Raw genomic sequence first — 21830 nt, 5'->3', positions numbered from 1 at the left:
CGCACGGCAGCTCGCTGGTGGCAAAGCGCCGCTTCGGCGGTGCTTTGCCACCACGTGATGCGGCGGCGCCGCCGCTCACACCAGCGCGGCTGCGACGCCGGCTAGGGCGCTGAACGTGACCACGACGAGCGGCGGCGCGCGCCAGGCGACCAAGAGGACAAAACCGACCAGCGCGATGCCAAAATCCGCGGCGTTGTGGACGGTGGTCGTCCAGACCGGGTCGTACAGGGCCGCTCCCAGCACACCGACCACCGCAGCGTTGACACCCCGCATCATCGCCTGGGCGCCGGCGCGTTTGCGGAACGAGTCCCAGAACGGCAGCGCGGCGAGCAGGACCAGCATGCCCGGCAGGAAGATGCCGAGGAGACCGAGCGCGGCCCCGACGATCCCATGCGGCTCCGGACCGACGACGGCGCCGAGATAGGCGGCGAAGGTGAAGAGCGGGCCCGGGACGGCCTGCGCCGCACCGTAGCCGGCGAGAAAGGCGTCGTCGCTCAGCCAGCCAGGTCCGACGAAGGCCTCGCGCAGCAGCGGCAGCACGACATGTCCACCGCCGAACACCAGCGCGCCGGAGCGATAGAAGGCATCGAACAAGGCGACGCCGGTCGATCCCGTGACGCCGCGCAGCAGCGGAAGTCCCGCCAACAGGACAACGAACAGCGCGAGCGCGATCAGCCCCACGCTCCGCGAGACGGGGATCGCGACGTGTCCCGACGGCGCCGCCTCGCCGCGGCAGAGCCAGAGGCCGGCGAGCCCGCCGAGGACGATCGCTCCGATCTGCACGACCGAGGCCGTACTCGACAGGATGATGAGCGTTGCGGCGACCGCGATCGAGGCGCGCGCACGATCCGGACACAGCGAGCGCGCCATGCCCCAGACCGCCTGCGCGACGATGGCGACCGCGGTCAGCTTCAGCCCGTGCAGCAGGCCGCTGCCGATCGGTCCGCTCAATCGGCCCGCACCATAGGCGAACAGGACGAGCGCGGCGGCCGACGGCAGGGTGAAGCCGGTCCAGGCGGCGAGCGCGCCGAGATAGCCGGCCCGCATCAGCCCGATGGAGAAGCCGACCTGGCTGCTGGCGGGGCCGGGCAGGAACTGGCACAGCCCGACCAGATCGGCATAGGCATGCTCGTCGATCCATTTCCGTCTGACGACGAACTCGTCGCGGAAGTAGCCGATATGGGCGATCGGACCGCCGAAGCAGGTCAGGCCGAGCGTGAGGAAGATCCGCAGAACCTCGAGCGGTGATCCGGAGCGCCGGCCGTGATCGGCGGGCGGGTTGGTCGCGGACTTCAGGCTGCTCACGGACGTTCGTTCCAGTCGCGAGGAGGTTCTTATCGGCTTTCGTTAAGGGGAAACGGGACCGTCGGCCAGTCTCGATCGCTCATGGCCGCTGATCGGACCGCGCGTCGGCTGCCGGCCATCTTATGCCTTCGATCGGCGGGATGGTGGGGCACGGCGCCACCGCGATCTCGCGCGCGGGGAGACTGCGGGTGCGCCTTTGCCCATTGTTGCCTGTTAGTTAGCTCCATCCCTCCAGCACGATCTTGCCGCGGGAGGTGTTGCTCTCTATCAACGCGTGCGCGCGCTTGAGGTTGGCCGCGTTGATGGTGCCGTAATTGTCGCCGAGGGTGGTGCGGATCACGCCCTTGTCGATCAGGTCGGACACGTCGTTGAGCAGATGGTGCTGCGCGATCATGTCGGGTGTCGTGAAAGATGAGCGCGTGAACATCGACTCCCAGTGGATCGAGATCGCCTTGCCCTTGAAGGCGGCGAGCGAGAACTCGGCGGGATCGTCGATCAGGCCGAACTTGCCCTGCGGCGTCATGAAGTCGGCGATCGCCTTGTAGTGCTGCTCGGTGTGGGTGAGGCTGGCGATGAGGCTGACCGGCGGCAGCTTCAGCGCGTCGATCTGCTCTTTCATCGGCTTGCCATGATCGATCACGGCATGGGCGCCGAGCTTCAGGCACCAGTCGCGCGACTCCGGTCGCGTCGCGGTGGCGAGCACGGTCAGCCCGGTGAGCCGGCGCGCGAGCTGAATCAGGATCGAGCCGACGCCGCCGGCCGCGCCGGTGATCAGCAAAGTGCGGTCGTCGAGGCTCCTGCCGGGGATTGCGCCGAGCCTGTCGAACAAGAGCTCCCAGGCCGTGATCGAGGTCAGGGGCAGGGCGGCGGCTTCGGCGAACGACAGGCTCTTCGGTTTGCGGCCGACGATGCGCTCGTCGACCAGATGGAATTCGGCATTGGTGCCCTGGCGCAGGATCGAGCCGGCGTAGAACACCTCGTCACCGGGCTTGAACAGGCTCACGTCCGGGCCGATAGCCTCGACCACGCCAGCGGCGTCATAGCCCAGGATCTTGGTTTCGCCGGCGGGCGGTGCGGCGCGCTTGCGCACCTTGGTGTCGACTGGATTGACCGAGACCGCTTTCACGGCGACGCGGATGTCGCGTCCCTTCGGCTCGGGTTTGGCGGTCTCGAAATCGAACAGCGCGCGGTCCTCGGTGATGGGCAGCGACTGCTGGTATCCGACGGCCTTCATGAACAGCCTCCTGGTTGGCTTGGCGATAGGATCTGTTTGTCCTGCTGGCGCCAGTTCAGCAAGTACTGTAAAAATGGGGAACTAGTCCCCGTTTGGATACTGTTGGGCCAGCACGCGATGAAACGGAAGAATTTCACCCGCCGTCCCGGCTGCGCGGTCGAAGCCACGCTCGATCTGATCGACGGCAAGTGGAAGGGCGTGATCCTCTACCACCTGCAGGGTGGCAGCCAGCGCTTCGGCGAGCTGCGCCGGCTGATGCCCGGCATCACCCAGCGCATGTTGACCAAGCAGCTGCGTGCGCTGGAGGAGGACGGGCTGGTCGTCCGCAAGGTCTATGCCGAGGTGCCGCCGCGCGTCGAATACAGCCTGTCCGAGGTCGGCGAGAGCCTGCGGCCGGTGATCGAGGTTCTCAGAAGCTGGGGCGAGCGGCACCAGGAACGGCTGTCCTGCGCGCCCGTTGCAGAGACCATCAAATCGCCGCATCAGGCCGCCTGAGCTTGGCCGCACCGGCCGTTCCGCCTATATCGAAACCGTCATTTTCCAGGATTGTTCGCATGTCGTTGATTCGCTCCACACTGGTCCTGCTGCTGTCCCTGCTGGCCGCGTCTCCGCTCGCGGCGCAGGACCGGCGCGTGCCGCAGTCCCAGGCCGAGCTGCGGCTGTCGTATGCGCCGATCGTGCAGCGCGTGCAGCCGGCGGTCGTCAACGTCTACGCCGCCAAGGTGGTGCAGAACCGCAATCCCTTTCTCGACGATCCGATCTTCCGCCGCTTCTTCGGTCTGCAGGGCGGGCCGCAGGAGCAGATGCAGCGCTCGCTCGGCTCGGGCGTGATGATCGATGCGTCGGGTCTCGTCGTCACCAACGTGCATGTGATCGAGGGCGCCGACGAGGTGAAGGTTTCGCTCGCCGACAAGCGCGAGTTCGAGGCCGAGATCGTGCTGAAGGACAGCCGTACCGATCTCGCCGTGCTCAAGCTGAAGGGCACCAAGGAGCAGTTTCCGACGCTCGACCTCGCCAATTCCGACGATCTGCTGGTCGGCGACATCGTGCTGGCGATCGGCAATCCGTTCGGCGTCGGCCAGACCGTGACGCACGGCATCGTCTCGGCGCTGGCGCGCACACAGGTCGGCATCACCGACTATCAGTTCTTCATCCAGACCGATGCCGCGATCAATCCCGGTAATTCGGGCGGTGCGTTGGTCGATATCAACGGCCGTCTGGTCGGCATCAACACCGCGATCTATTCCAAATCCGGCGGCTCGCAGGGCATCGGCTTTGCCATTCCTGCGAACATGGTGCGCGTCGTCGTGGCCTCGGCCAAGAGCGGCGGCAAGGCGGTGAAGCGCCCCTGGCTCGGCGCGCGGCTGCAGGCGGTGACGCCCGAGATCGCCGAGAGCCTCGGCCTGCGCTCGCCGACCGGCGCGCTAGTCGCCTCGGTGGTCGCGAACAGCCCGGCGGCGAAGGCGGGCATCAAGTCGTCGGACCTGATCGTGTCGATCGACGGCCAGACCGTCGATGATCCCAACGCGTTCGACTACCGTTTTGCGACCCGTCCGCTCGGCGGCACTGCGCAGATCGAGGTGCAACGCGGCGGCAAGCCGGTGAAGGTCGCGGTCGCGCTGGAGACCGCACCGGACACCGGGCGCAACGAGATGGTCATCAACGGCCGCTCGCCATTCCAGGGCGCGAAGGTCGCCAACATCTCGCCGGCGGTCGCCGACGAGCTGCACCTCGATGCCGACACCGAGGGCGTGGTGGTGCTCGAGCCGGGCGACGGCACCACCGCCGCCAATGTCGGCTTCCAGAAGGGCGACGTCATCATGGCCGTGAACAACCAGAAGATCGCCAAGACCGCCGATCTCGACAAGGCCTCGCGCGAGGCCGCCCGCATCTGGCGCATCACCGTGCTGCGCGGCGGCCAGCAGATCAACGTCACGCTCGGCGGATGAGCCCGAAGCGTCCCCAGCAGGGAGGCCCGAGCCTCTTCGCTGCGGCGGGGATGGAGCAGGATGCGCCACGGCCGCTGCCGGAGCGGCTGCGCCCGCACAAGCTGTCCGACGTCGTCGGGCAGGATCACATCCTCGGGCCCGACGGCGCGCTGACGCGCATGCTGGAGACGCGCACGCTGGGCTCGCTGATCTTCTGGGGCCCGCCCGGCACCGGCAAGACCACGGTGGCGCGGCTGTTGGCAGACGCCACGGAGTTGCATTTCGAGCAGATCTCGGCGGTGTTCTCCGGCGTCGCCGATTTGAAGAAGGTGTTCGACGCGGCGCGCGCGCGGCGCGAGACCGGGCAGGGCACGCTGCTGTTCGTCGACGAGGTGCATCGCTTCAACCGCGCCCAGCAGGATTCCTTCCTGCCGGTGATGGAGGACGGCACCGTCGTGCTGGTCGGCGCGACCACGGAGAACCCGTCCTTCGAGCTCAACGCCGCTCTGCTGTCGCGGTCGCGCGTGCTGGTGTTCCACTCGCTCGACGCCGCCGCGATCGAGAAGCTCTACAGCAACGCAGAGGCGGTCGAGGGCCGCAAGCTGCCGCTCGATGACGAGGCGCGCGCCGTGCTGATCCGCATGGCCGACGGCGACGGCCGCGCCGCGCTGACGCTCGCCGAGGAGGTCTGGCGCTCGGCGCGCAAGGACGAGATATTCAACGCGGTGCAGCTGCAGGACATCCTGCAGCGCCGCGCGCCGATCTACGACAAGTCCGCCGACGGCCACTACAACCTGATCTCGGCCATGCACAAATCGGTGCGAGGCTCGGACCCGGATGCGGCGCTGTACTACTTCGCCCGCATGCTCGACGCCGGCGAGGATCCGCTGTTCCTCGCCCGCCGCATCGTGCGCATGGCCGTGGAGGACATCGGCCTCGCCGATCCTCAGGCGCTGGTCATCGCCAACGCCGCCAAGGACGCTTATGATTTCCTGGGCTCGCCCGAAGGCGAGCTCGCGATCGCGCAGGCCGTGATCTATGTGGCGACCGCGCCGAAATCCAACGCCGCCTACAAGGCGTTCGGCGCCGCCAAGCGCGTGGCGAAGGAGGGCGGCTCGCTGCTGCCGCCCAAGCACATCTTGAATGCCCCGACCAAGCTGATGCAGAGCGAAGGCTACGGCACCGGCTATCAGTACGACCACGACACGCCCGACGCGTTTTCGGGGCAGGACTACTTTCCCGAGGCCCTCGGTCGCCAGCACTTCTACGATCCCCCCGAGCGCGGCTTCGAGCGCGAGATCCGGAAGCGGCTGGACTACTGGGCGAAGCTGAGGAAGGAGAGGGGCGGGTAGCATCGCTGACCTTGCGGCTTGCTCGGTTCACCTCGGCCCGCTTGCCGGGAAACACCGAGCTCTCCTGCGGACGCCTGACTCGGAGACCGCTATGCCAAGTGACCATCAACTATTTGCCCGTCTGTACGAACTCCGCGATCTCCCGCGTCAGCCGGTCGTCCTCGGTATTGATCGCATACACCTCGGACATGTGGCTGTGCTGCGGCAGCATCACCGCGCGGGCGCAGCCGGATGGCCGTTTGCAGGCGGCCTGCTTCAACAGGTCGAACTGCTCGACGAAGCGCGGCGGGTCGAGCTCGGCGGAGACGATCATCAGCGACAGACTCGAGGCTTGCAGGCCTGATAGCGACGAGCGCTCCTTGAAGCGCGAGGGATCGGTGCCGAAATAGGCCATCTCCTGGTCGCCGAGCGGCGTCGCGGTGAGGTCGTAGACGCCCGAGGCCATGATCGCGCCCGCAAGGCCGCCGCCGGCGACCTTGTGGAATTCGGGATGCGCCACATAGGTTGCGACGTGCACCGCGCCGGCCGAATGGCCCATCAGATAGATGCGCGCGGGATCGCCGCCGTTCTCGGCGGCGTGGGCGGCCACCCATTGCACCGCGCTGGCGACGTCCTCGACGCCGGCAGGCCAGGGGAATTTCGGCGCGAGGCGGTAGGTGATGTCGACGCCGACGAAGCCGCTCTTCACCGCCCATAGCATGATGTTGTCGTAGAACGGGCCGTCCGGCGTGGTGCGCTTGTTGCCGCCGATGAAGGCGCCGCCATGCACGAAGATCAGCACGGGCCGGGGCGGGGCCGCGGCATCCGGTGTGAAGACGTCGAGCAGATTGCGTTCGGCCGTGCCGTATCTCACATCGCGCTGCACCTTGACGCCGGTGTAGGGTTCCTTGGCCTGCAGCGGCGCGTAGATCGCGGCGGTCTTCGGCGGGGCGACGACCCGGCCGATCTCGATCAGCTTCCAGGCGATGTCGTCGGGCATCGGGCTCTGCTGCGCCTGCGTGGCGGTCGTCGCCAGCGTGGCTGCCAGGATCGCCAGGCCCAGTCGCGTGAGCGTCATTCGATTCGCTCCGATCAGTATCGATGGCCCAAGGGGCCGACTCACAAGCGGATTTATCGCGATTTCGCCGTGACTGGCAGTGGCTTTTGAGATACGCAACCTGCCATGAGCCGCCGTATCAAGCGAACCCAGACCCGATCCGATCGCCCGACCGATCGCCGCAGCGAGCGGCCGAAGGCCGAGGCGGCCCGCAGCCCAGGCGCCGCGGCCAAGCGTGAGTCTGCGAAGCGTCCCGATGCCGAGCGGCCGCGGCGCGACCGTTTTGCCGGTGACCGCGAGGCGGCACCGCGCGGCGATTTCGGGCGCGGTAAAGCCGAGCGCAGCCGTGCGCCGCGCGCCGAGGGAGAGGATCGCCGCGACAGCTTCGCGCCGCGCAAACAGCCGCCGGCCAAGCGCGCCGGCGCCGGCAAGCCGGCGCGGTTCAGCTCGGAGCATGCCGAGCGCAGGCCTGCGGCGCCGCCGCCGAAGAAGGTCGAGCCGGAGACGCCGCTGCTGCCGACGAAGGTGCAGACCGTGGTGGTCACGGCCGACGAGAACAACATGCGCGTCGACCGCTTCCTCGAGGCGCGCTTCCCCGGTCTGTCGTTCTCCCACATCCAGCGCATCGTCCGCAAAGGCGAGTTGCGCGTCGATGGCAAGCGCGCGGACTCCAAGGACCGCCTGGAGGAAGGGCAGAGCGTGCGCATTCCGCCGCTCAAGCTCGATGCGCCGAAGGAGCGCGCCGGCCTCTCCGAGGGCGAGCGAAAGACGCTTGAGAGCCTCAAGGCGATGACGCTGTACGAGGACGACGACGTGCTCGTCCTCAACAAGCCCGCCGGGCTCGCGGTGCAGGGCGGCTCCGGCATGACCCGCCACATCGACCAGATGCTGGAGGTGATGCGCGACGCCAAGGGCCAGAAGCCGCGGCTCGTGCACCGCATCGACCGCGAGACCTCCGGCTGCCTCCTGATCGCCAAGACCCGTTTCGCCGCCACGCATCTGACTGGCGCCTTCCGCAGCCGTTCCGCGCGCAAGATCTACTGGGCGCTGGTGGCGGGCGTGCCCAAGCCCAAGCAGGGCCGCATCTCCACGTATCTTGCCAAGGAGGAGAGCGAGGACGACACCATCATGCGCGTCGCCGCCCATGGCGACGAGGGCGCCAGCCACGCCGTGACCTACTACGCCGTGGTCGAGGCCTCGGCCAACAAGCTCGCCTGGGTGTCCTTGAAGCCGGTGACGGGGCGCACCCATCAGTTGCGCGCGCACATGGCCCATATCGGCCACCCCATCGTCGGCGATCCCAAATATTTCAACATCGAGAACTGGGCGCTGCCCGGCGGCCTGCAGAACCGGCTGCATCTCTTGGCGCGCCGCATCGTCATCCCGCATCCGCGCGGCGGGTTCATCGACGCCACCGCGCCGCTGCCGCCGCACATGCTGCAGTCGTGGAACCTGCTCGGCCTCGAGCATGACCGCTTCGACCCGATCGAGAACGCGCCGGAGGAGTGAGCGGCTCCGGAGCGCTCAGCCTCTCTGTTCGACGAGTTGAATGCCCGCGTCCCGCAGCGCGCAGAAGATGTTTTCGATATCCTCGGGCGGCATGTCCCATCCGCACAGCGCGTTCAACTCGTCGAAGGTGATCTCGCCATCCTGCTCGCTCATCGCGATCAGCCGGCGAACGATCTCCGGCATGTTCATGGTCGTCCTCCTCTTTGCAGCCTCTGCTTAAGGGGAGGAGAATCGGTTTCCGCTGCGGCCTTCAGTTCCGGAACTGCTCCAGGAACAGTGTGAGCGAATCGTGCGGGGTTTCGACATCGAGGATGACCCAGCCGTCCGGCCCCTTGACCACGATGAAGTTCATCGTCACGCGGTGGCCCTGGTTGTCGAAGCTGGCGGCGACATAGGTCTTGTCGAACTGCCTGCGCACAATCGAGATCGCGACCGGGCCGAGCTTCCAGCGCGGGCTCTGCACCAGGAAATCGTAGGGCTCACGCCGCGGCGCCGTCCAGGCCCTGGCGAGGCTCGGATCGAAGAACTGCCGTGCGACCTCGGCCGTCCGCGGCAGCCCGGCGGAGAGCTCCGGCGCGCCCCGGCCGTAATGCGCATAGACGTTGCGCACCAGCGATTCCGGCGTGCGGAAGCCGGCTGCGGCCGGGACGGTGCTGCCGAGCAGGACGAGAGCGGAGAGCAGGGGACGCATCGGCAGCTCGCATTTCGGGCGGACAGGGCTTATCTACCGCGAAAACAACGGATCCCGTGTGATCATCCCGCGAGAGGGCTGGAATTCTGATGCGTGAACTGTTTGACGACGTCGTCGGCCGGTCGCCGCTCGATCCGCAGGAATCGGCGCGCCAGGCGATGCGGACGCCGCTGCGCAAGCGCTTCTACAAGGAGGCCGGGACCGCCGCCGCCGAGGGCGGCTTCAACGTGACCCTCGACGGCCGGCCGATCCGCACGCCGTCGGGGCGCGTCGTCATCGTTCCCGCCGGGGAGCTGGCGGCGGCCGTGGCCGCCGAGTGGCAGGCCCAGGGTGAGAACATCGATCCCGCCACGATGCCGCTGACGCGGTTCGCCAACAGCGTCGTGCAGTCGGTGGTCGACCGCACCGATGACGTGCGCGAGGACATTGCCAAATATCTCCAATCCGACCTGTTGTTCTACCGGGCCGGTCATCCTGAGGGGCTGGTCGCGCGCGAGGCCGAGCATTGGGACCCGGTGCTGGACTGGGCCCGCGATAGTCTCGGCGCGCATTTCATCCTGTCCGAAGGCATCATGCATGTGACCCAGCCGGAGGCTGCGGTTCAGGCGGCGCGCGGTGCGCTGCCGACCGGCCCGTGGACGGTGGCGGCGGCGCATGTCGTCACCACACTGACCGGCTCGGCGCTGCTGGCGCTGGCGCTGGTTCATGGGGTGCGCGACCCCGACCAGGTCTGGGCGGCAGCCCATGTCGACGAGGACTGGAACGTCGCGCAATGGGGGGCCGACGAGGAGGCGATGAGCCGCCGCGTCGCCAAGCAGATCGACTACGAGGCCGCCGTCCGCATCCTCCAGGCGGTCGACGCCGCGCTCTGAGGCCGGTTAACGCCGGGTTTAGGGGCAACCGCTAGGCTGTGCGCGTAACCCGAGTACGCGCATGGTCCAGAGTGTCACCCCGCCGCCTTCCGTGAGCGCCGTCCGCGGCGTCGGCAGCTCGCCGGCCGGATCCACGGTGGCGGCAGCAACCACGCTGCAGGCCGGCGCACTGGTCAGCGCCAGGGTGCAGCAGGTGCTCGCCGAGAATCTGGTCCAAGTCGCGATCGGAAACCTGTCGATGGAGCTCGCGAGCGAGCTGCCGCTGCAGGCCGGCCAGACGGTGCAGGTCGCCGTGTCGCAGACCGCGCAAGGGCTGCAGCTCGCCATCGTCGGGCAAGGCGGCAGCGCTGCCGCTGGCACCACCGGCACCCCGACGCCGGCCGCCACCGTCGTCGACGTCACCGGCCGGCTGGCGCCGGCGTTGCCTCCGCCGCCGGATCCGCTGACCGGGCTGGAGCGGCTCGCATTGTCGATTGCCAGCGAGGAGGCGGCGACCCGCCAGGGCAGCCAGGGCCAATTGTTCGCCGATCTCCAGGCCGTCGCCGACTCGCCGAACCTTCCACCGGCCTTGCGCGCCGCCGTGGCCCAGGTGCTGGCGCAGCAGACCCAGCTATCGCCGGCGCTGACCGCGGAGGATGTGCAGAACGCCGTACAGCAATCCGGCCTGTTCCTGGAATCCTCGCTCGCCAATGGCGCCGCCGGTGCCGGCACGCCCGACCTGAAGGCGGCGCTGATCGTGCTGCGCCAGACGCTGGCGACGGTGCTGCAGACCGCCGAGCCCGGCATGGCGGCGTCGACGCAGCCATCGCCCGGTGGCTCCTACGCCTCGGTGCTGTCCGAGGCCGGCCGCGCCGCCGCCGCGCAGCAACAGAGCGGCGCACCCTCGCTGGTGCCCGACATCGAGATCGAGCTGCCGCCACAGCCCTGGGCCACGGGAATGGGGCGGCCCGACGCCGCGTCTGCCGGCTTCACCGGCTCGGCGCTGATCGAGGCCCTGACGGGCGCCAAGGCGCAGTCGCTCACGCCCGGCACGGTGCTGGCCGTGCTGCAGGAAGCGCAGCAGCAGATTCCGCGCGCCGCCGGCCTCGTTCCCGGACGCAACGCCAACGGCCGCGCCGATATGGTCGTGCGCACCAACACGCCGCCGCCGCCGTTCCGCGGGGCTGCACCGATGCCGCAGGCCGTGGCGACGCCGACGCTCGGCCCGGACACGCCGCTGCCGGCGATCGCGCACCGCCTGCTCGACGAGACCGACCAGGCGCTGTCGCGCCAGACCCTGCTGCAGGTGGCGTCGCTGCCGGATCGCCCGGACGCCTCGACCGCGCGCACCGATCCCGCGCCGCCGCGCTGGAACTTCGAGATTCCCTTCGCTACCCCGCAGGGCACGGCCATGGCGCAGTTCGAGATCTCGCGCGACGGCGGCACGCAATCGCCGGACGCCGCCAAGCGCGTCTGGCGGGCGCGCTTCTCGCTCGACGTCGAGCCGGCCGGCCCGGTGCATGCGATGATCAGCTTCAGCGCCGAGCGCACCTCCGTGCGGATGTGGGCCGAGCGTCCGGTCACCGCCGCGCGCTTGCGGGCCGGTCTCTCCGAACTGAGCCAGGCCCTCAGCCGTGCCGAGCTCTCGCCGGGCGATCTCGTGGTGCAGGACGGCGCGCCGCCGGCGGCGATGCCGCCCAGGGCCGGCCATTTCCTGGATCGCGCGCTATGAGCATCGAGGTGAAGGCCGCCAACAAGACCCAGCTCGCCGTCGCCTTGCACTATGACAAGGGCCAGGGCGCGCCGCGCGTCGTCGCCAAGGGCAAGGGCACGATCGGCGCCAAGATCATCGAGGTCGCGAAGGCGCACGACATCCCGATCGAGGAGAACGAGGTGCTGGCCGGCGCGCTCTCCAATGTCGAGCTCGGCGACGAGATCCCGGAGGAGCTCTACAAGGCCGTCGCCGAGGTGCTGGTGTTCGTGCTCAACCTGTCGCGGCCGATGCGCTGAGCGCGCCGCATTTGTGATCTCCGTCATGCGTCGGTCGTCACCGCCCTGTGATAGGGAGGAGCCGACGACGACGGAGAAATTCGCGATGCCCATGATGAGCCGCCGCCACGTGCTCGCCCTGATGACCGGCGCCAGCCTGCTGCCCGGACGTTCATTCGCGCATGTCGCGCCGCCGCGCAACGATATCCGCAGCGATCTCGCCAAGCGCTTCACCGACGAAGGCACCAAGGGGACTTTTCTGGCCTACAAGGTCGAGGAATATCTCGTCATCGCCAGCGACACCGATCGCTCCGGCGAGGCAAGGCTGCCGGCCTCGACCTTCAAGATCGCGAACTCGCTGATCGCGCTGGAGACGGGCGTCGTCGAGGATCCCGACAAGGACGTGTTCAAATGGGATGGCGTCACGAGATCTATCGAGGCCTGGAACAAGGATCACACCTTGCGCAGCGCGATCGCGGTCTCCGCCGTGCCGGTCTATCAGGAGATCGCGCGCCGCATCGGCGCTGAGCGGATGCAGACATATCTCGAGGAGCTCGACTACGGCAATCACGACATCGGCGGCGGCATCGACCAGTTCTGGCTGACCGGCGCGCTTCGCATCGATCCCGTCGAGCAGGTCGATTTCATCGATCGCCTCAGGCGTGGCGCGCTTCAGGTCTCCAAGCGCAGCCAGGATCTGACCCGCGACATCATCCCCGTGACCAAGGTCGGCGATGCCGTCATTCACTTCAAGTCCGGACTGCTCGGCAAGGAGCAGGGGGCGCTTGGCTGGATGGTCGGCTGGGTCGACAAGGGCGATCAGCCGACCGTGTTCGCGCTCAACATGGACTGCCCTGAGCCGCGCCACGTCGAGGCTCGGATGACGCTGACGCAGGCTTGCCTGAAAGACATCGGCGCGGTGTGAATCGAACTGCCGTGATGTCGTGGCGTAGCCCGGATGGGCGCAGCGATATCCGGGACCAGCGAACGTGAGTTCCTCGAAGACCAGGACACTGTCGTCATTGCGAAGAGCGAAGCGACGAAGCAATCCAGAGTCATCGAGGGACTCGGGATCGCTTCGCTTCGCCGCTTCGCGCGCAATGACGCGGAAATGTTGGTGGCCTATCTCCGCGCCAGCTCCAGGTCGACGCCCCTGATCTCCGTGCCCGCCGGGCGGATCGACACGGTCTGCCGGCGTCCCTGCGTCGTCAGCGACAGCCCGGCGGAAAACGTCTGCCCGCGCGCCTGGGCTTCGATGCGGTTGCCGACCGCGCGGCCCTCGATCGTGCCGGATGCGTTGTGGCTCGATTCGCTCCATTGCCCCGAGATCTCGCCGCCGCGATAGGCGACGTCGCTGGAGAGGTCGATGTTGTAGCTGTCGCTCGCGCAGCGGATGTTGAGCCGGAGCTGCTCGCCGGCGCCGCCGACGTCATAGGCCGCGCGGCAGCGCAGCCGCTCCTGGTTGCCGTCGGACATGCTGATCACGCCGCCGCCGGTCCAGGAGCCCTCCAGCCCCCGGAACGGCGCGGCAGGCGCCGCATGGGCCGCGCCGCCCAAGGCGAGGGCGGTCAGCAAAGTTGGGATCGCAAGGCGAGAGGCGCGCATCATCGGGCTCCGTTTCATCGTCGAAAAGTGAGCGACAACGCAGCAAGACCCGATGCGTTCGACCTGTCACCTCAAGAATTGATCCAAATCGTTCTATTTTTGCTCACGACAGTTTGAACAGTGCGCGCAGGAAATCCGTCACCGCCTGGCGGGCGGCCTCCGCGGTGGCGGGGTTGCCACCGACATGCGGATCGAACTCGACGCAGGCGTCCTGATAGGTGAAGGGCTGCTGCGTGTCGGCATTGATCAGCATCCCGCCGTCGCTCTCCTTGATGTGGCAGTTGCGCACGGTCTGCGCCTTCGGCGCGACGGCGAGCATGTTGGCGCCGAGCAGGCCGAGATCGAAGCCGTGCGGCGAGTCCGGATATTCGGTCAGCGCGACGTCGCGGCCCGCTGCCTTCAGCCGCTCGACATAGGCCTTGCAGGTCCGCACCGGATTGTAGTCGTCCGGTCCGCCGTGAAAGATCCGGATCGGCCGCGCCACGACGTCGGTCTCACCGAGATAGGTCGTCGAGCAGTCCGGATAGAACGGGATGTAGGCGGCAAATTGCAGCCCGGAATTGTTCCAGCGCTTGTGGAAGCGCTGGAGGCTCGCATACAGCGCCGCCTGTCCGCCGCGTGAAAAGCCCATCAGCACGATGCGCTCGGGATCGACGCGCGGATGCTTCGCCAGCACGTCCAGCGCACGATAGATGTCCATGATCAGGTTCAGCCGGCCGAGCTGGGCCTGGTTGGTGCTGGTCGCGGTGATGCCGCGCCCGGTGAAGCCGTCGATCACGAAGGTCGAGATGCCCATCGCGTTGAACGTGCGGCCCCACGCCGCGATGTTGGCGCCGACGCCGCCCGAGCCGTGCATCAGCACCACGACCGGCAGCCTGCCGCTGCCCTGCGCCACGCGCATTTCGCCGACCACTGTAACCGGCTTGCCGCCGTCGTCGCCGGAGAGGAACTGCCGGTCGGACAGGGTCAGCGAGGGGATCGGGTACATCTCGACCCGGGCGGGCACGTCCTTGGTGATGCCTTGCGCGCTAGCGCTGCCGCCGAGCCCAGGACCGAGTGCAGCGAGCAGCATCATGACCATCGCCGTTGCTCCCGAACGCCGCGCTGGTCCAGCGGTGGTCTGCGATACGCGTCTGAGACAGAAACAGGCGCGCGCGGCAAGCGCCAACGGCGCGCTACCATGGTGTCGCTCCATGACCGTCCTCCTGGCTCGCCGCTTGTGGCGCGGCTTTGCAACCAAGTAGAACGAGCGATCATGGCGCTGTCAAACCATCCCGTGAGATGCATGGTGGACAACGGATCGAGGGGGCATGTGCGTTGCTCGGGCGGGCAGCCCGGCGGAGAGCGGTATGCTGATCACGCGGCGCTCGTGCGACCGTTTGGCGATCGCGGCCTCTGCGCCCGGTAACGTGATCAGGACGAGGCGATCATCGACCGTCAGCGTCGCGTGATCCGACTTGTGGGTGATCCATTATCCTTTCGGTGTCGTTGCGGATTCTTCGTGCCTTTCGGACTCCGCATCAACGCCCGGGAAGCAAAGCGCGACATATCGCCCAGCATCCTTGCAGACGTCTGCGATGATACATGGTGCGCAGTTGTCGCAGTCGCCGCATGTTGCGGAAAAATTCTGGATTGCAGCTATCAGTTCGCCTATGAGGAGCGCACGAACGTTCGCCGGCTCGCGACGGTGGCATACGACGCGCCGAGTTGGTGAGCGACGATCTGGAAGACGGGCGGCGGATCCTCGGCGATCCGATGTCCTCGATAATCGTCCAGCATCCATGCGCGCCGGCGACGTAACAAGATGGACTTCATGCTGAGAGAGCAATTGATCCGTTCGGCCGGCGCGACGATCTGTGCGGTCTCGTTTCTCACGCTTGCAGCGTGCAGCGACCGTGACGGCTCCGGTGCCTCCCAAGCGTCGAGCCCGCCCGAGGTCGGCGTGATCACGGTCGAAGCGGCGCCGGTGACGTTGACCAAGAACCTGCCGGGGCGGATCACGTCGATGCGGATCGCCGAGGTGCGGCCGCGCGTCAGCGGCATCGTGGTCGAGCGCAGCTTCCAGCAGGGCGCGCTCGTCGAGGCAGGCGCCGTGCTGTACCGGATCGATCCGGCGCCGTTCCAGGTCGAGCTCGACAAGGCTCGCGCTGCGCTCGCCAAGGCGGAGGCCGTGCTCTATCAGGCCGATCGCCAGGAAGACCGCCTCAAGACCTTGTTGACCGGCCAGGCCACGTCCCAGGCGCAGTACGAGCTCGCGGTTGCCTCCGAGCGCCAGGCCGAGGCCGACGTTGCGGCCCAGAAGGCCGCGGTCGCGCAGGCGCAGCTCAATCTTGATTGGGCGACGGTGCGCGCGCCGATCAGCGGCCGCATCGGCCGTGCGCTGGTCACCGAAGGCGCGCTGGTCAATCCCAACGAGACGACTCATCTCGCCACCATCCAGCAGCTCGATCCGGTCTATGCCGACTTCACCCAGTCGGTTGCCGAGCTGAACGAACTGCGGCGCGATCTCGCGGAAGGGCGGCTGAAGAGCGTTGCGCCCGACGCGGCGCGCGTCCGCCTCGTGTTGGACGACGGCTCAATCTACAAGCATGCAGGGCGCCTGCTGTTCTCCGACGTCAGCGTCGATCCGGGCACCGCCAAGGTGACGTTGCGCGGCGAGTTTCCGAATCCCGAAGGCGAGCTGCTGCCCGGTATGTATGTCCGGGTGCAGATCGAGGAGGCGATCGATACCAACGGCATCGTGGTCCCGGCGCAGGCTGTGCAGCGCACGACGTCGGGCAGCAGCGCCGTCTATGTCGTCAATGACGAAGGCCGCGCCACCCTTCAGCCGGTACGTTCCGGGCGCACGCTCGCCTCCGGCGTCCTGATCGAGGATGGCCTCAAGCCCGGCTGGCGCGTCGTCGTCGACGGCGTCCAGAAGGTGGCGCCCGGCAGTGCCGTCACAGCCGTGCCCTGGAAGGTTTCCGGCTCCGACAAGCCGTCCGCCTCGAACTGACGCAGTCACGGCCCGGAGGTTGTCATGTCGCGCTTCTTCATCGCACGTCCGATCTTTGCTTGGGTCGTGGCGATCTTCATCTGCCTGGCCGGCGTGCTGTCGATTCCGTTCCTGCCCGTCGCGCAGTATCCGATCATCGCGCCGCCCTCGATCTCGATCTCGACCGCCTATCCCGGCGCGTCGACCGAGAACCTGTATTACAGCGTCACGCGCCTGATCGAGGAGGAGCTGAACGGCGCCGCCGGCATCCTGAACTACGAATCGACCAGCGACACCACCGGCGAGGTCGAGATCCTCGCTTCGTTCAAGCCGGGCACCGACATCGACCTCGCCTCCGTCGACGTCCAGAACCGCATCAAGCGCATCGAGCCGCGCCTGCCCGAGGCGGTGCGGCAGCAGGGCATCGTCATTCTCGAGGCGAGCAGCGCCATCCTGCAATTCGTCACCTTGACCTCGACCGACGGCAGTCTCGACGAGATCGGGCTCGGCGACGTCGCGACGCGCTACGTGCTGCCCGAGCTGCGCCGGCTGCCCGGCGTCGGCCGTGCGCGGCTGTTCGCCACCGAGCGCGCGATGCGCATCTGGCTCGATCCCGACAAGCTGCTCGGCCTCGGCCTCACGCCGCAGGACGTCGATCAGGCGATCGCGGCGCAGAACGCGCAGGTCGCCTCCGGCCAGCTCGGCGTGCAGCCGTCGCCGACCCGCCAGCGGGTGCAGAACACCGTGCTGGTGAAGGGCCAGCTCGAGTCGCCGGAGGAGTTCGGCAACATTGTGCTGCGCGCCAACCTGAATGGCTCGGCCGTGCGGCTTGCGGACGTCGCGCGCATCGAGGTCGGCGGTCTCTCTTATGCGTTCTCGTCCTGGCTCAACGGGAAGCCCGCCGCCTCGGTCGCGGTGCAACTGGCGCCGGCCGGCAATGCGCTCGCCACCTCCAAGGCAGTCAAGGCGCGGATGGAGGAGCTTGCCGCGTTCTTTCCCCCGGGCGTGAAGTACGAAGTCTCCTACGACGTGACCCCGGTGATCGCGGCCTCCGTCAAGAAGGTGCTGATGACGCTGGGCGAGGCCGTCGTGCTGGTTTTCCTGGTGATGTTCCTGTTCCTGCAGAACATCCGCTACACGTTGATCCCGACCATCGTGGTGCCGATCGCACTGCTCGGAACCTGCGGCGTGCTGCTCGCGCTCGGGTTCTCCATCAACGTGCTGACGATGTTCGGCATGGTGCTCGCGATCGGCATCCTCGTGGACGACGCCATCGTCGTGGTCGAGAACGTCGAACGCATCATGGCGGAAGAGGGGCTGCCGCCGCGCGAGGCGACCGACAAGGCGATGGATCAGATCACCGGCGCGGTGATCGGCATCACGCTGGTGCTGATGGCCGTGTTCGTGCCGATGGCCTTCTTCCCGGGCTCGGTCGGCATCATGTATCAGCAGTTCTCCGCCGCCATGGTGGTGTCGATCGGCTTTTCGGCGTTCCTCGCGCTGTCGCTGACGCCCGCGCTGTGCGCGACCCTGCTGAAGCCGATCGAGAAGGGGCACGGCCACGCCGCACGCGGCTTCTTCGGCTGGTTCAACCGCCGCTTTGCCGCGGCGACCAACCGCTACAGCCAGGCGACGCGCTGGATCGTGGCGCGCGCCGGACGCTTCATGATCGTTTATGCACTGATCCTGGCGGGGCTCGGCTATTCGTTCTGGCGCATGCCCGGCGGCTTCCTGCCGGTGGACGACCAGGGCTTCGTCATGGTCGACGTGCTGGCGCCCGCCGATGCCAGCGCCAACCGGACCCTCGACATCTTGCAGGAGGTCAACGAGAAGCTGGTCGCGACGCCCGGCATCGACACGGTGTCGTTCGTCGCCGGCTTCAGCTTCTACGGCCAGGGCGCCAACACCGCGCAGGCCTTCGTGACGCTGAAGGACTGGTCGGAGCGCAACAAGGCCCAGAGCGCGGACGCCCTGATCGCCAAGCTCAATCCGGAGTTCGCGAAAATCCGTGATGCCGAGGTGTCGGTGCTGGCGCCGCCGCCGATCGACAATCTCGGCAACACCTCCGGCTTCAGTTTCCGCCTGCAGGATCGCTCGCAGCGCGGCTACGATGCGCTGATGGCGGCCAAGGATACGCTGTTTGCGGCCGCGGCGAACTCGCCCGTGCTCGGCAAGCTGAGCGTCGAGGGGCTGCCGCCGGCGCCCTCGGTCCGTCTCGAGATCGACCGTGCCAAGGCGGCCGCGCTCGGCGTCACCTTCGCGGCCATCAACGGCGCGCTGTCGACGAGCCTCGGCTCGAGCTACATCAACGACTTCCTCAATCTCGGCCGCATGCAGCGCGTGATCGTGCAAGCCAATGAGGACAAGCGCCTCAAGCCGGAGGACCTGCTGACCTACAGCGTGCGCAACACGGCCGGCGAGATGGTGCCGTTCTCCTCCTTCGCCCGCCTGTCATGGGTGGTCGGGCCGACCCAGGTCGTCGGCTTCGACGGCTACCCGTCGGTCCGCATCACCGGCAATCCCAAGCCGGGCTACACCTCCGGCGACGCGATCGCCGAGATGGAGCGGCTGATGGGCACCTTGCCGAAGGGCTTCGGCTACGCCTGGACCGGCCAGTCGCTGCAGGAGAAGCTTGCGGGATCGCAGGCCGCGTTCCTGCTCGGGCTGTCGATCCTGTTCGTCTTCCTCTGCCTCGCCGCGCTGTACGAGAGCTGGGCGATCCCGTTCGCGGTCATGCTCGCCGTGCCGCTCGGCCTGATCGGCTCGGTCGCCGCGGCCTGGCTGCGCGGCCTGCCGAACGACGTCTATTTCACCGTCGGCGTCATCACCATCATCGGCCTGTCGGCGAAGAACGCGATCCTGATCATCGAGTTCGCCAAGGACCTGCGGGCGCGCGGGATGCCGCTGATCGAGGCCACCGTCACCGCCTGCGAGCTGCGTTTCCGGCCGATCATCATGACGTCGCTGGCCTTCATCCTCGGTGTCGTGCCGCTGGTGATCGCCACGGGGGCGAGTGGCGCGAGCCAGCAGGCGCTGGGCACGGGCGTGCTCGGCGGCATGATCACGGCGACCTTCCTCGCGGTGCTCTGGGTACCGGTGTTCTTCGTCGTGGTGATCCGGTTCTTCACCCGCGACAAGCCGGCCGCGGCGACGCCGAACCGGGAGCTGCCGTCGGCCGCGCCCTGATCCGGGGCGTGCAGGGGACGCGCCGTCCGATCCGGCCGAGATGGGTGAAGCCGAAGCCGTCGGCGTATTTCAAACCGTAGCCGGCGAGGCGGTCGACGCCGACATGGGCAAGCCAGACGGTCGCGATCGCCGTGACCAGCGGTTGTCCGGCCAGGAGTCCGAGGGCGAGCAGGGCGGCGGGCGCCAGCGTGCTGTGGACGGCATTGTAGACGACCGCGCCGACGCGCGGTCCGCCGAGATAGGCCGCGAAGCTGGTGTCCGGGGCCAGAAACAGCGCCGCGAACAGCCACCACGACCCGCCCTGGTGGGCATAGAAGGCGGCTGCGCCGGCGGCCAGCGCCAGCCCTTCGAGCCGCAGCAGCAGGCGCGGGCCGCCATGGACGGCGCCATGGGATGTGCCGGAAGGCTCAGTGACCAGATCCGGTTGAGCGGCCATATCCATGATTCTGCTTCCAATTCCGAACTGTGGGAGGAGGGGCGGCACGGCCGAAAGCGGCTTTCCGGCTCCGAAATAGCCGTGATAGAAGGCCGCCAACAGTCACGACATCGGGAACGGGCGGGAAGCGCATGAAGGACATCCTGGACACCCTCGAGGAGCGGCGCAAAGGCGCCAAGCTCGGCGGCGGCGAGAAGCGCATCGAGGCGCAGCACGCACGCGGCAAGCTGACGGCGCGGGAGCGCATCGAGCTGCTGCTCGACAAGGGCTCGTTCGAGGAGTTCGACATGTTCGTCGAGCACCGTTCGACCGAGTTCGGGATGGAGAAGACCAAGGTCCCGGGCGATGGCGTCGTCACCGGCTGGGGCACCGTCAACGGCCGCAAGACTTTTGTGTTCGCCAAGGACTTCACGGTGTTCGGCGGCTCTTTGTCCGAGACCCACGCGCTGAAGATCACCAAGCTGCAGGACATGGCGATGAAGGCGAGGGCGCCGATCATCGGCCTCTATGACGCCGGCGGCGCCCGCATCCAGGAGGGCGTCGCGGCGCTCGCGGGCTATTCCTACGTGTTCCGCCGCAACGTGCTGGCGTCCGGCGTGATCCCGCAGATCTCGGTGATCATGGGCCCGTGCGCCGGGGGCGACGTGTATTCGCCGGCGATGACCGACTTCATCTTCATGGTGAAGAACACCAGCTACATGTTCGTGACCGGCCCGGATGTCGTGAAGACCGTCACCAACGAGGTCGTGACCGCGGAGGAGCTCGGCGGCGCCTCGGTGCATGCGACGCGCTCCTCGATCGCCGACGGCGCCTTCGACAACGACGTCGAGACCCTGCTGCAAATGCGGCGCCTCATCGACTTCCTGCCGTCGAACAACTCCGACGGCGTGCCGGAATGGCCGAGCTTCGACGACATCGAGCGCGTCGACATGTCGCTCGACACGCTGATCCCGGACAATCCGAACAAGCCCTACGACATGAAGGAGCTGATCCTGAAGGTCGTCGACGAGGGCGACTTCTTCGAGATCGCGGAAGGCTTCGCCAAGAACATCGTGACCGGCTTCGGCCGCATTGCCGGCCGCACCGTGGGCTTCGTCGCCAACCAGCCGATGGTGCTGGCCGGCGTGCTCGACAGCGACGCCTCGCGCAAGGCCGCGCGCTTCGTCCGCTTCTGCGACGCCTTCAACATCCCGATCGTCACCTTCGTCGACGTGCCGGGCTTCCTGCCGGGTACCGCGCAGGAATATGGCGGCCTGATCAAGCATGGCGCCAAGCTGTTGTTCGCGTACTCGCAATGCACGGTGCCGCTCGTCACCGTGATCACCCGCAAGGCCTATGGCGGCGCCTTCGACGTCATGGCGTCCAAGGAGATCGGCGCCGACATGAACTACGCCTGGCCGACGGCGCAGATTGCGGTGATGGGCGCCAAGGGCGCCGTCGAGATCATCTTCCGCGCCGACATGGCGGATCCGGAGAAGATCGCCGCGCGCACCAAGGAATACGAGGACCGCTTCCTGTCGCCGTTCATCGCTGCCGAGCGTGGCTACATCGACGACGTCATCATGCCCCACTCCACCCGCCGCCGCATCGCCCGTGCGCTCGCCATGCTGCGTGACAAGAAGATGGAGATGCCGGCCAAGAAGCACGACAATCTGCCGCTGTGAGCGGCGGTTGAAGAGCAGGGAGGGCGGCGCACGGCGGGTCGCCGTCGTATTTGACGAAGTCTGGCGGCCG

19 protein-coding genes are annotated in these 21830 nt (G+C 67.7%); 11 read left to right on the top strand and 8 right to left on the bottom strand.

Annotated elements, in window-relative coordinates; genetic code table 11:
- Positions 1-75: 75 nt before the first annotated feature.
- Together chrA and QX094_RS30075 are read right to left on the bottom strand one after the other, a co-directional pair.
- Positions 76-1305, bottom strand: coding sequence for a chromate efflux transporter (gene chrA / locus QX094_RS30080; protein WP_315714547.1), 1230 nt, complete (start codon positions 1303-1305; stop codon positions 76-78).
- A 217-nt stretch (positions 1306-1522) separates the two neighbouring features.
- Positions 1523-2539, bottom strand: coding sequence for a zinc-binding alcohol dehydrogenase family protein (locus QX094_RS30075; protein ID WP_315714546.1), 1017 nt, complete (start codon positions 2537-2539; stop codon positions 1523-1525).
- Between the two features lie 117 nt (positions 2540-2656).
- Between QX094_RS30075 and QX094_RS30070 the strand changes: the two genes are divergently transcribed.
- Genes QX094_RS30070 through QX094_RS30060 form a run of 3 tightly spaced genes read left to right on the top strand, consistent with a single transcriptional unit; the run spans position 2657 to position 5819 of the window.
- Positions 2657-3034 carry a helix-turn-helix domain-containing protein gene (locus QX094_RS30070; protein WP_315714545.1) on the top strand — a complete coding sequence of 126 codons (378 nt, stop codon included), beginning with the start codon at positions 2657-2659 and terminating at the stop codon, positions 3032-3034.
- Between the two features lie 59 nt (positions 3035-3093).
- Positions 3094-4488, top strand: a complete 1395-nt coding sequence (locus tag QX094_RS30065; protein ID WP_315714544.1) for a DegQ family serine endoprotease — start codon at positions 3094-3096, stop codon at positions 4486-4488.
- Positions 4485-5819: a replication-associated recombination protein A gene (locus QX094_RS30060; RefSeq protein ID WP_315714543.1), complete on the top strand. Its 1335-nt coding sequence runs from the start codon at positions 4485-4487 to the stop codon at positions 5817-5819. The genes QX094_RS30065 and QX094_RS30060 overlap by 4 nt, the downstream gene beginning before the upstream one ends.
- Positions 5820-5928: 109 nt before the next feature.
- On the opposite strand, the gene QX094_RS30055 is transcribed toward QX094_RS30060, so the two are convergent.
- The gene (locus QX094_RS30055; protein WP_316185890.1) at positions 5929-6876 is read right to left on the bottom strand and encodes an alpha/beta hydrolase; all 948 of its coding nucleotides are present in this window, start codon (positions 6874-6876) and stop codon (positions 5929-5931) included.
- Between the two features lie 105 nt (positions 6877-6981).
- On the opposite strand from QX094_RS30055, the gene QX094_RS30050 reads away from it, so the two are divergent.
- Positions 6982-8364 (top strand): RluA family pseudouridine synthase, encoded by a 1383-nt coding sequence (locus QX094_RS30050; protein ID WP_315827343.1) that lies wholly within the window; start codon positions 6982-6984, stop codon positions 8362-8364.
- 15 nt (positions 8365-8379) lie between these two features.
- Here the strand turns inward: QX094_RS30050 and QX094_RS30045 are convergent, their stop codons facing one another.
- Both QX094_RS30045 and QX094_RS30040 read right to left on the bottom strand, forming a co-directional pair.
- Positions 8380-8553 (bottom strand): RNA polymerase sigma factor region1.1 domain-containing protein, encoded by a 174-nt coding sequence (locus tag QX094_RS30045; protein ID WP_315827344.1) that lies wholly within the window; start codon positions 8551-8553, stop codon positions 8380-8382.
- A 61-nt stretch (positions 8554-8614) separates the two neighbouring features.
- Positions 8615-9055, bottom strand: a complete 441-nt coding sequence (locus QX094_RS30040; RefSeq protein WP_315714539.1) for a hypothetical protein — start codon at positions 9053-9055, stop codon at positions 8615-8617.
- A gap of 89 nt (positions 9056-9144) precedes the next feature.
- Between QX094_RS30040 and QX094_RS30035 the strand changes: the two genes are divergently transcribed.
- From QX094_RS30035 to blaOXA, 4 genes are all read left to right on the top strand, one after another.
- Entirely contained in the window at positions 9145-9927 is a 783-nt protein-coding gene (locus QX094_RS30035; protein WP_316173984.1) for an ATP12 family chaperone protein, read from the top strand.
- Between the two features lie 61 nt (positions 9928-9988).
- The gene (locus QX094_RS30030; RefSeq protein ID WP_316185891.1) at positions 9989-11638 is read left to right on the top strand and encodes a flagellar hook-length control protein FliK; all 1650 of its coding nucleotides are present in this window, start codon (positions 9989-9991) and stop codon (positions 11636-11638) included.
- Complete coding sequence (locus QX094_RS30025) at positions 11635-11916, top strand: EscU/YscU/HrcU family type III secretion system export apparatus switch protein (protein ID WP_315714536.1); 282 nt, start codon at positions 11635-11637, stop codon at positions 11914-11916. Before QX094_RS30030 ends, QX094_RS30025 begins: the two co-directional genes overlap by 4 nt.
- Positions 11917-12001: 85 nt before the next feature.
- Positions 12002-12820, top strand: a complete 819-nt coding sequence (blaOXA, locus tag QX094_RS30020) for an OXA-1091 family oxacillin-hydrolyzing class D beta-lactamase (protein WP_316173981.1) — start codon at positions 12002-12004, stop codon at positions 12818-12820.
- Between the two features lie 197 nt (positions 12821-13017).
- On the opposite strand, the gene QX094_RS30015 is transcribed toward blaOXA, so the two are convergent.
- Positions 13018-13503, bottom strand: a complete 486-nt coding sequence (locus QX094_RS30015; protein ID WP_315714534.1) for a hypothetical protein — start codon at positions 13501-13503, stop codon at positions 13018-13020.
- A 100-nt stretch (positions 13504-13603) separates the two neighbouring features.
- A complete protein-coding gene (locus QX094_RS30010) occupies positions 13604-14581 on the bottom strand; it encodes a dienelactone hydrolase family protein (protein WP_316185892.1) in 978 nt (325 codons plus the stop codon).
- 732 nt (positions 14582-15313) lie between these two features.
- On the opposite strand from QX094_RS30010, the gene QX094_RS30005 reads away from it, so the two are divergent.
- Positions 15314-16495, top strand: a complete 1182-nt coding sequence (locus tag QX094_RS30005) for an efflux RND transporter periplasmic adaptor subunit (protein WP_316185893.1) — start codon at positions 15314-15316, stop codon at positions 16493-16495.
- 24 nt (positions 16496-16519) lie between these two features.
- Positions 16520-19660 carry an efflux RND transporter permease subunit gene (locus tag QX094_RS30000; RefSeq protein ID WP_315714532.1) on the top strand — a complete coding sequence of 1047 codons (3141 nt, stop codon included), beginning with the start codon at positions 16520-16522 and terminating at the stop codon, positions 19658-19660.
- On the opposite strand, the gene QX094_RS29995 is transcribed toward QX094_RS30000, so the two are convergent.
- On the bottom strand, positions 19599-20102 hold the full coding sequence (locus QX094_RS29995) for a DUF4260 domain-containing protein (RefSeq protein WP_315714531.1): 504 nt from the start codon (positions 20100-20102) through the stop codon (positions 19599-19601). The two genes, QX094_RS30000 and QX094_RS29995, sit on opposite strands and share 62 nt — an antisense overlap.
- Before the next feature lie 125 nt (positions 20103-20227).
- Here QX094_RS29995 and QX094_RS29990 point away from each other — a divergent pair, with 125 nt between their 5' ends.
- Positions 20228-21760, top strand: coding sequence for an acyl-CoA carboxylase subunit beta (locus QX094_RS29990; protein ID WP_009027335.1), 1533 nt, complete (start codon positions 20228-20230; stop codon positions 21758-21760).
- Positions 21761-21830 lie beyond the last annotated feature (70 nt).

Source organism: Bradyrhizobium sp. SZCCHNS1050, from assembly GCF_032484785.1.
Taxonomy (GTDB): domain Bacteria; phylum Pseudomonadota; class Alphaproteobacteria; order Rhizobiales; family Xanthobacteraceae; genus Bradyrhizobium.
This window is presented reverse-complemented; position numbering and strand designations above follow the sequence as displayed.

Excerpts from the sequence above, each read along its gene's own strand:
- QX094_RS30075 (WP_315714546.1), bottom strand. The coding sequence starts at position 2,539 with ATGAAGGCCGTCGGATACCAGCAGTCGCTGCCCATCACCGAGGACCGC.
- QX094_RS30070 (WP_315714545.1), top strand. The coding sequence starts at position 2,657 with ATGAAACGGAAGAATTTCACCCGCCGTCCCGGCTGCGCGGTCGAAGCC.
- QX094_RS30065 (WP_315714544.1), top strand. The coding sequence starts at position 3,094 with ATGTCGTTGATTCGCTCCACACTGGTCCTGCTGCTGTCCCTGCTGGCC.
- QX094_RS30060 (WP_315714543.1), top strand. The coding sequence starts at position 4,485 with ATGAGCCCGAAGCGTCCCCAGCAGGGAGGCCCGAGCCTCTTCGCTGCG.
- QX094_RS30055 (WP_316185890.1), bottom strand. The coding sequence starts at position 6,876 with ATGACGCTCACGCGACTGGGCCTGGCGATCCTGGCAGCCACGCTGGCG.
- QX094_RS30050 (WP_315827343.1), top strand. The coding sequence starts at position 6,982 with ATGAGCCGCCGTATCAAGCGAACCCAGACCCGATCCGATCGCCCGACC.
- QX094_RS30045 (WP_315827344.1), bottom strand. The coding sequence starts at position 8,553 with ATGAACATGCCGGAGATCGTTCGCCGGCTGATCGCGATGAGCGAGCAG.
- QX094_RS30040 (WP_315714539.1), bottom strand. The coding sequence starts at position 9,055 with ATGCGTCCCCTGCTCTCCGCTCTCGTCCTGCTCGGCAGCACCGTCCCG.
- QX094_RS30035 (WP_316173984.1), top strand. The coding sequence starts at position 9,145 with ATGCGTGAACTGTTTGACGACGTCGTCGGCCGGTCGCCGCTCGATCCG.
- QX094_RS30030 (WP_316185891.1), top strand. The coding sequence starts at position 9,989 with ATGGTCCAGAGTGTCACCCCGCCGCCTTCCGTGAGCGCCGTCCGCGGC.
- QX094_RS30025 (WP_315714536.1), top strand. The coding sequence starts at position 11,635 with ATGAGCATCGAGGTGAAGGCCGCCAACAAGACCCAGCTCGCCGTCGCC.
- blaOXA (WP_316173981.1), top strand. The coding sequence starts at position 12,002 with ATGCCCATGATGAGCCGCCGCCACGTGCTCGCCCTGATGACCGGCGCC.
- QX094_RS30015 (WP_315714534.1), bottom strand. The coding sequence starts at position 13,503 with ATGATGCGCGCCTCTCGCCTTGCGATCCCAACTTTGCTGACCGCCCTC.
- QX094_RS30010 (WP_316185892.1), bottom strand. The coding sequence starts at position 14,581 with ATGGTCATGATGCTGCTCGCTGCACTCGGTCCTGGGCTCGGCGGCAGC.
- QX094_RS30005 (WP_316185893.1), top strand. The coding sequence starts at position 15,314 with ATGCTGAGAGAGCAATTGATCCGTTCGGCCGGCGCGACGATCTGTGCG.
- QX094_RS30000 (WP_315714532.1), top strand. The coding sequence starts at position 16,520 with ATGTCGCGCTTCTTCATCGCACGTCCGATCTTTGCTTGGGTCGTGGCG.
- QX094_RS29995 (WP_315714531.1), bottom strand. The coding sequence starts at position 20,102 with ATGGATATGGCCGCTCAACCGGATCTGGTCACTGAGCCTTCCGGCACA.
- QX094_RS29990 (WP_009027335.1), top strand. The coding sequence starts at position 20,228 with ATGAAGGACATCCTGGACACCCTCGAGGAGCGGCGCAAAGGCGCCAAG.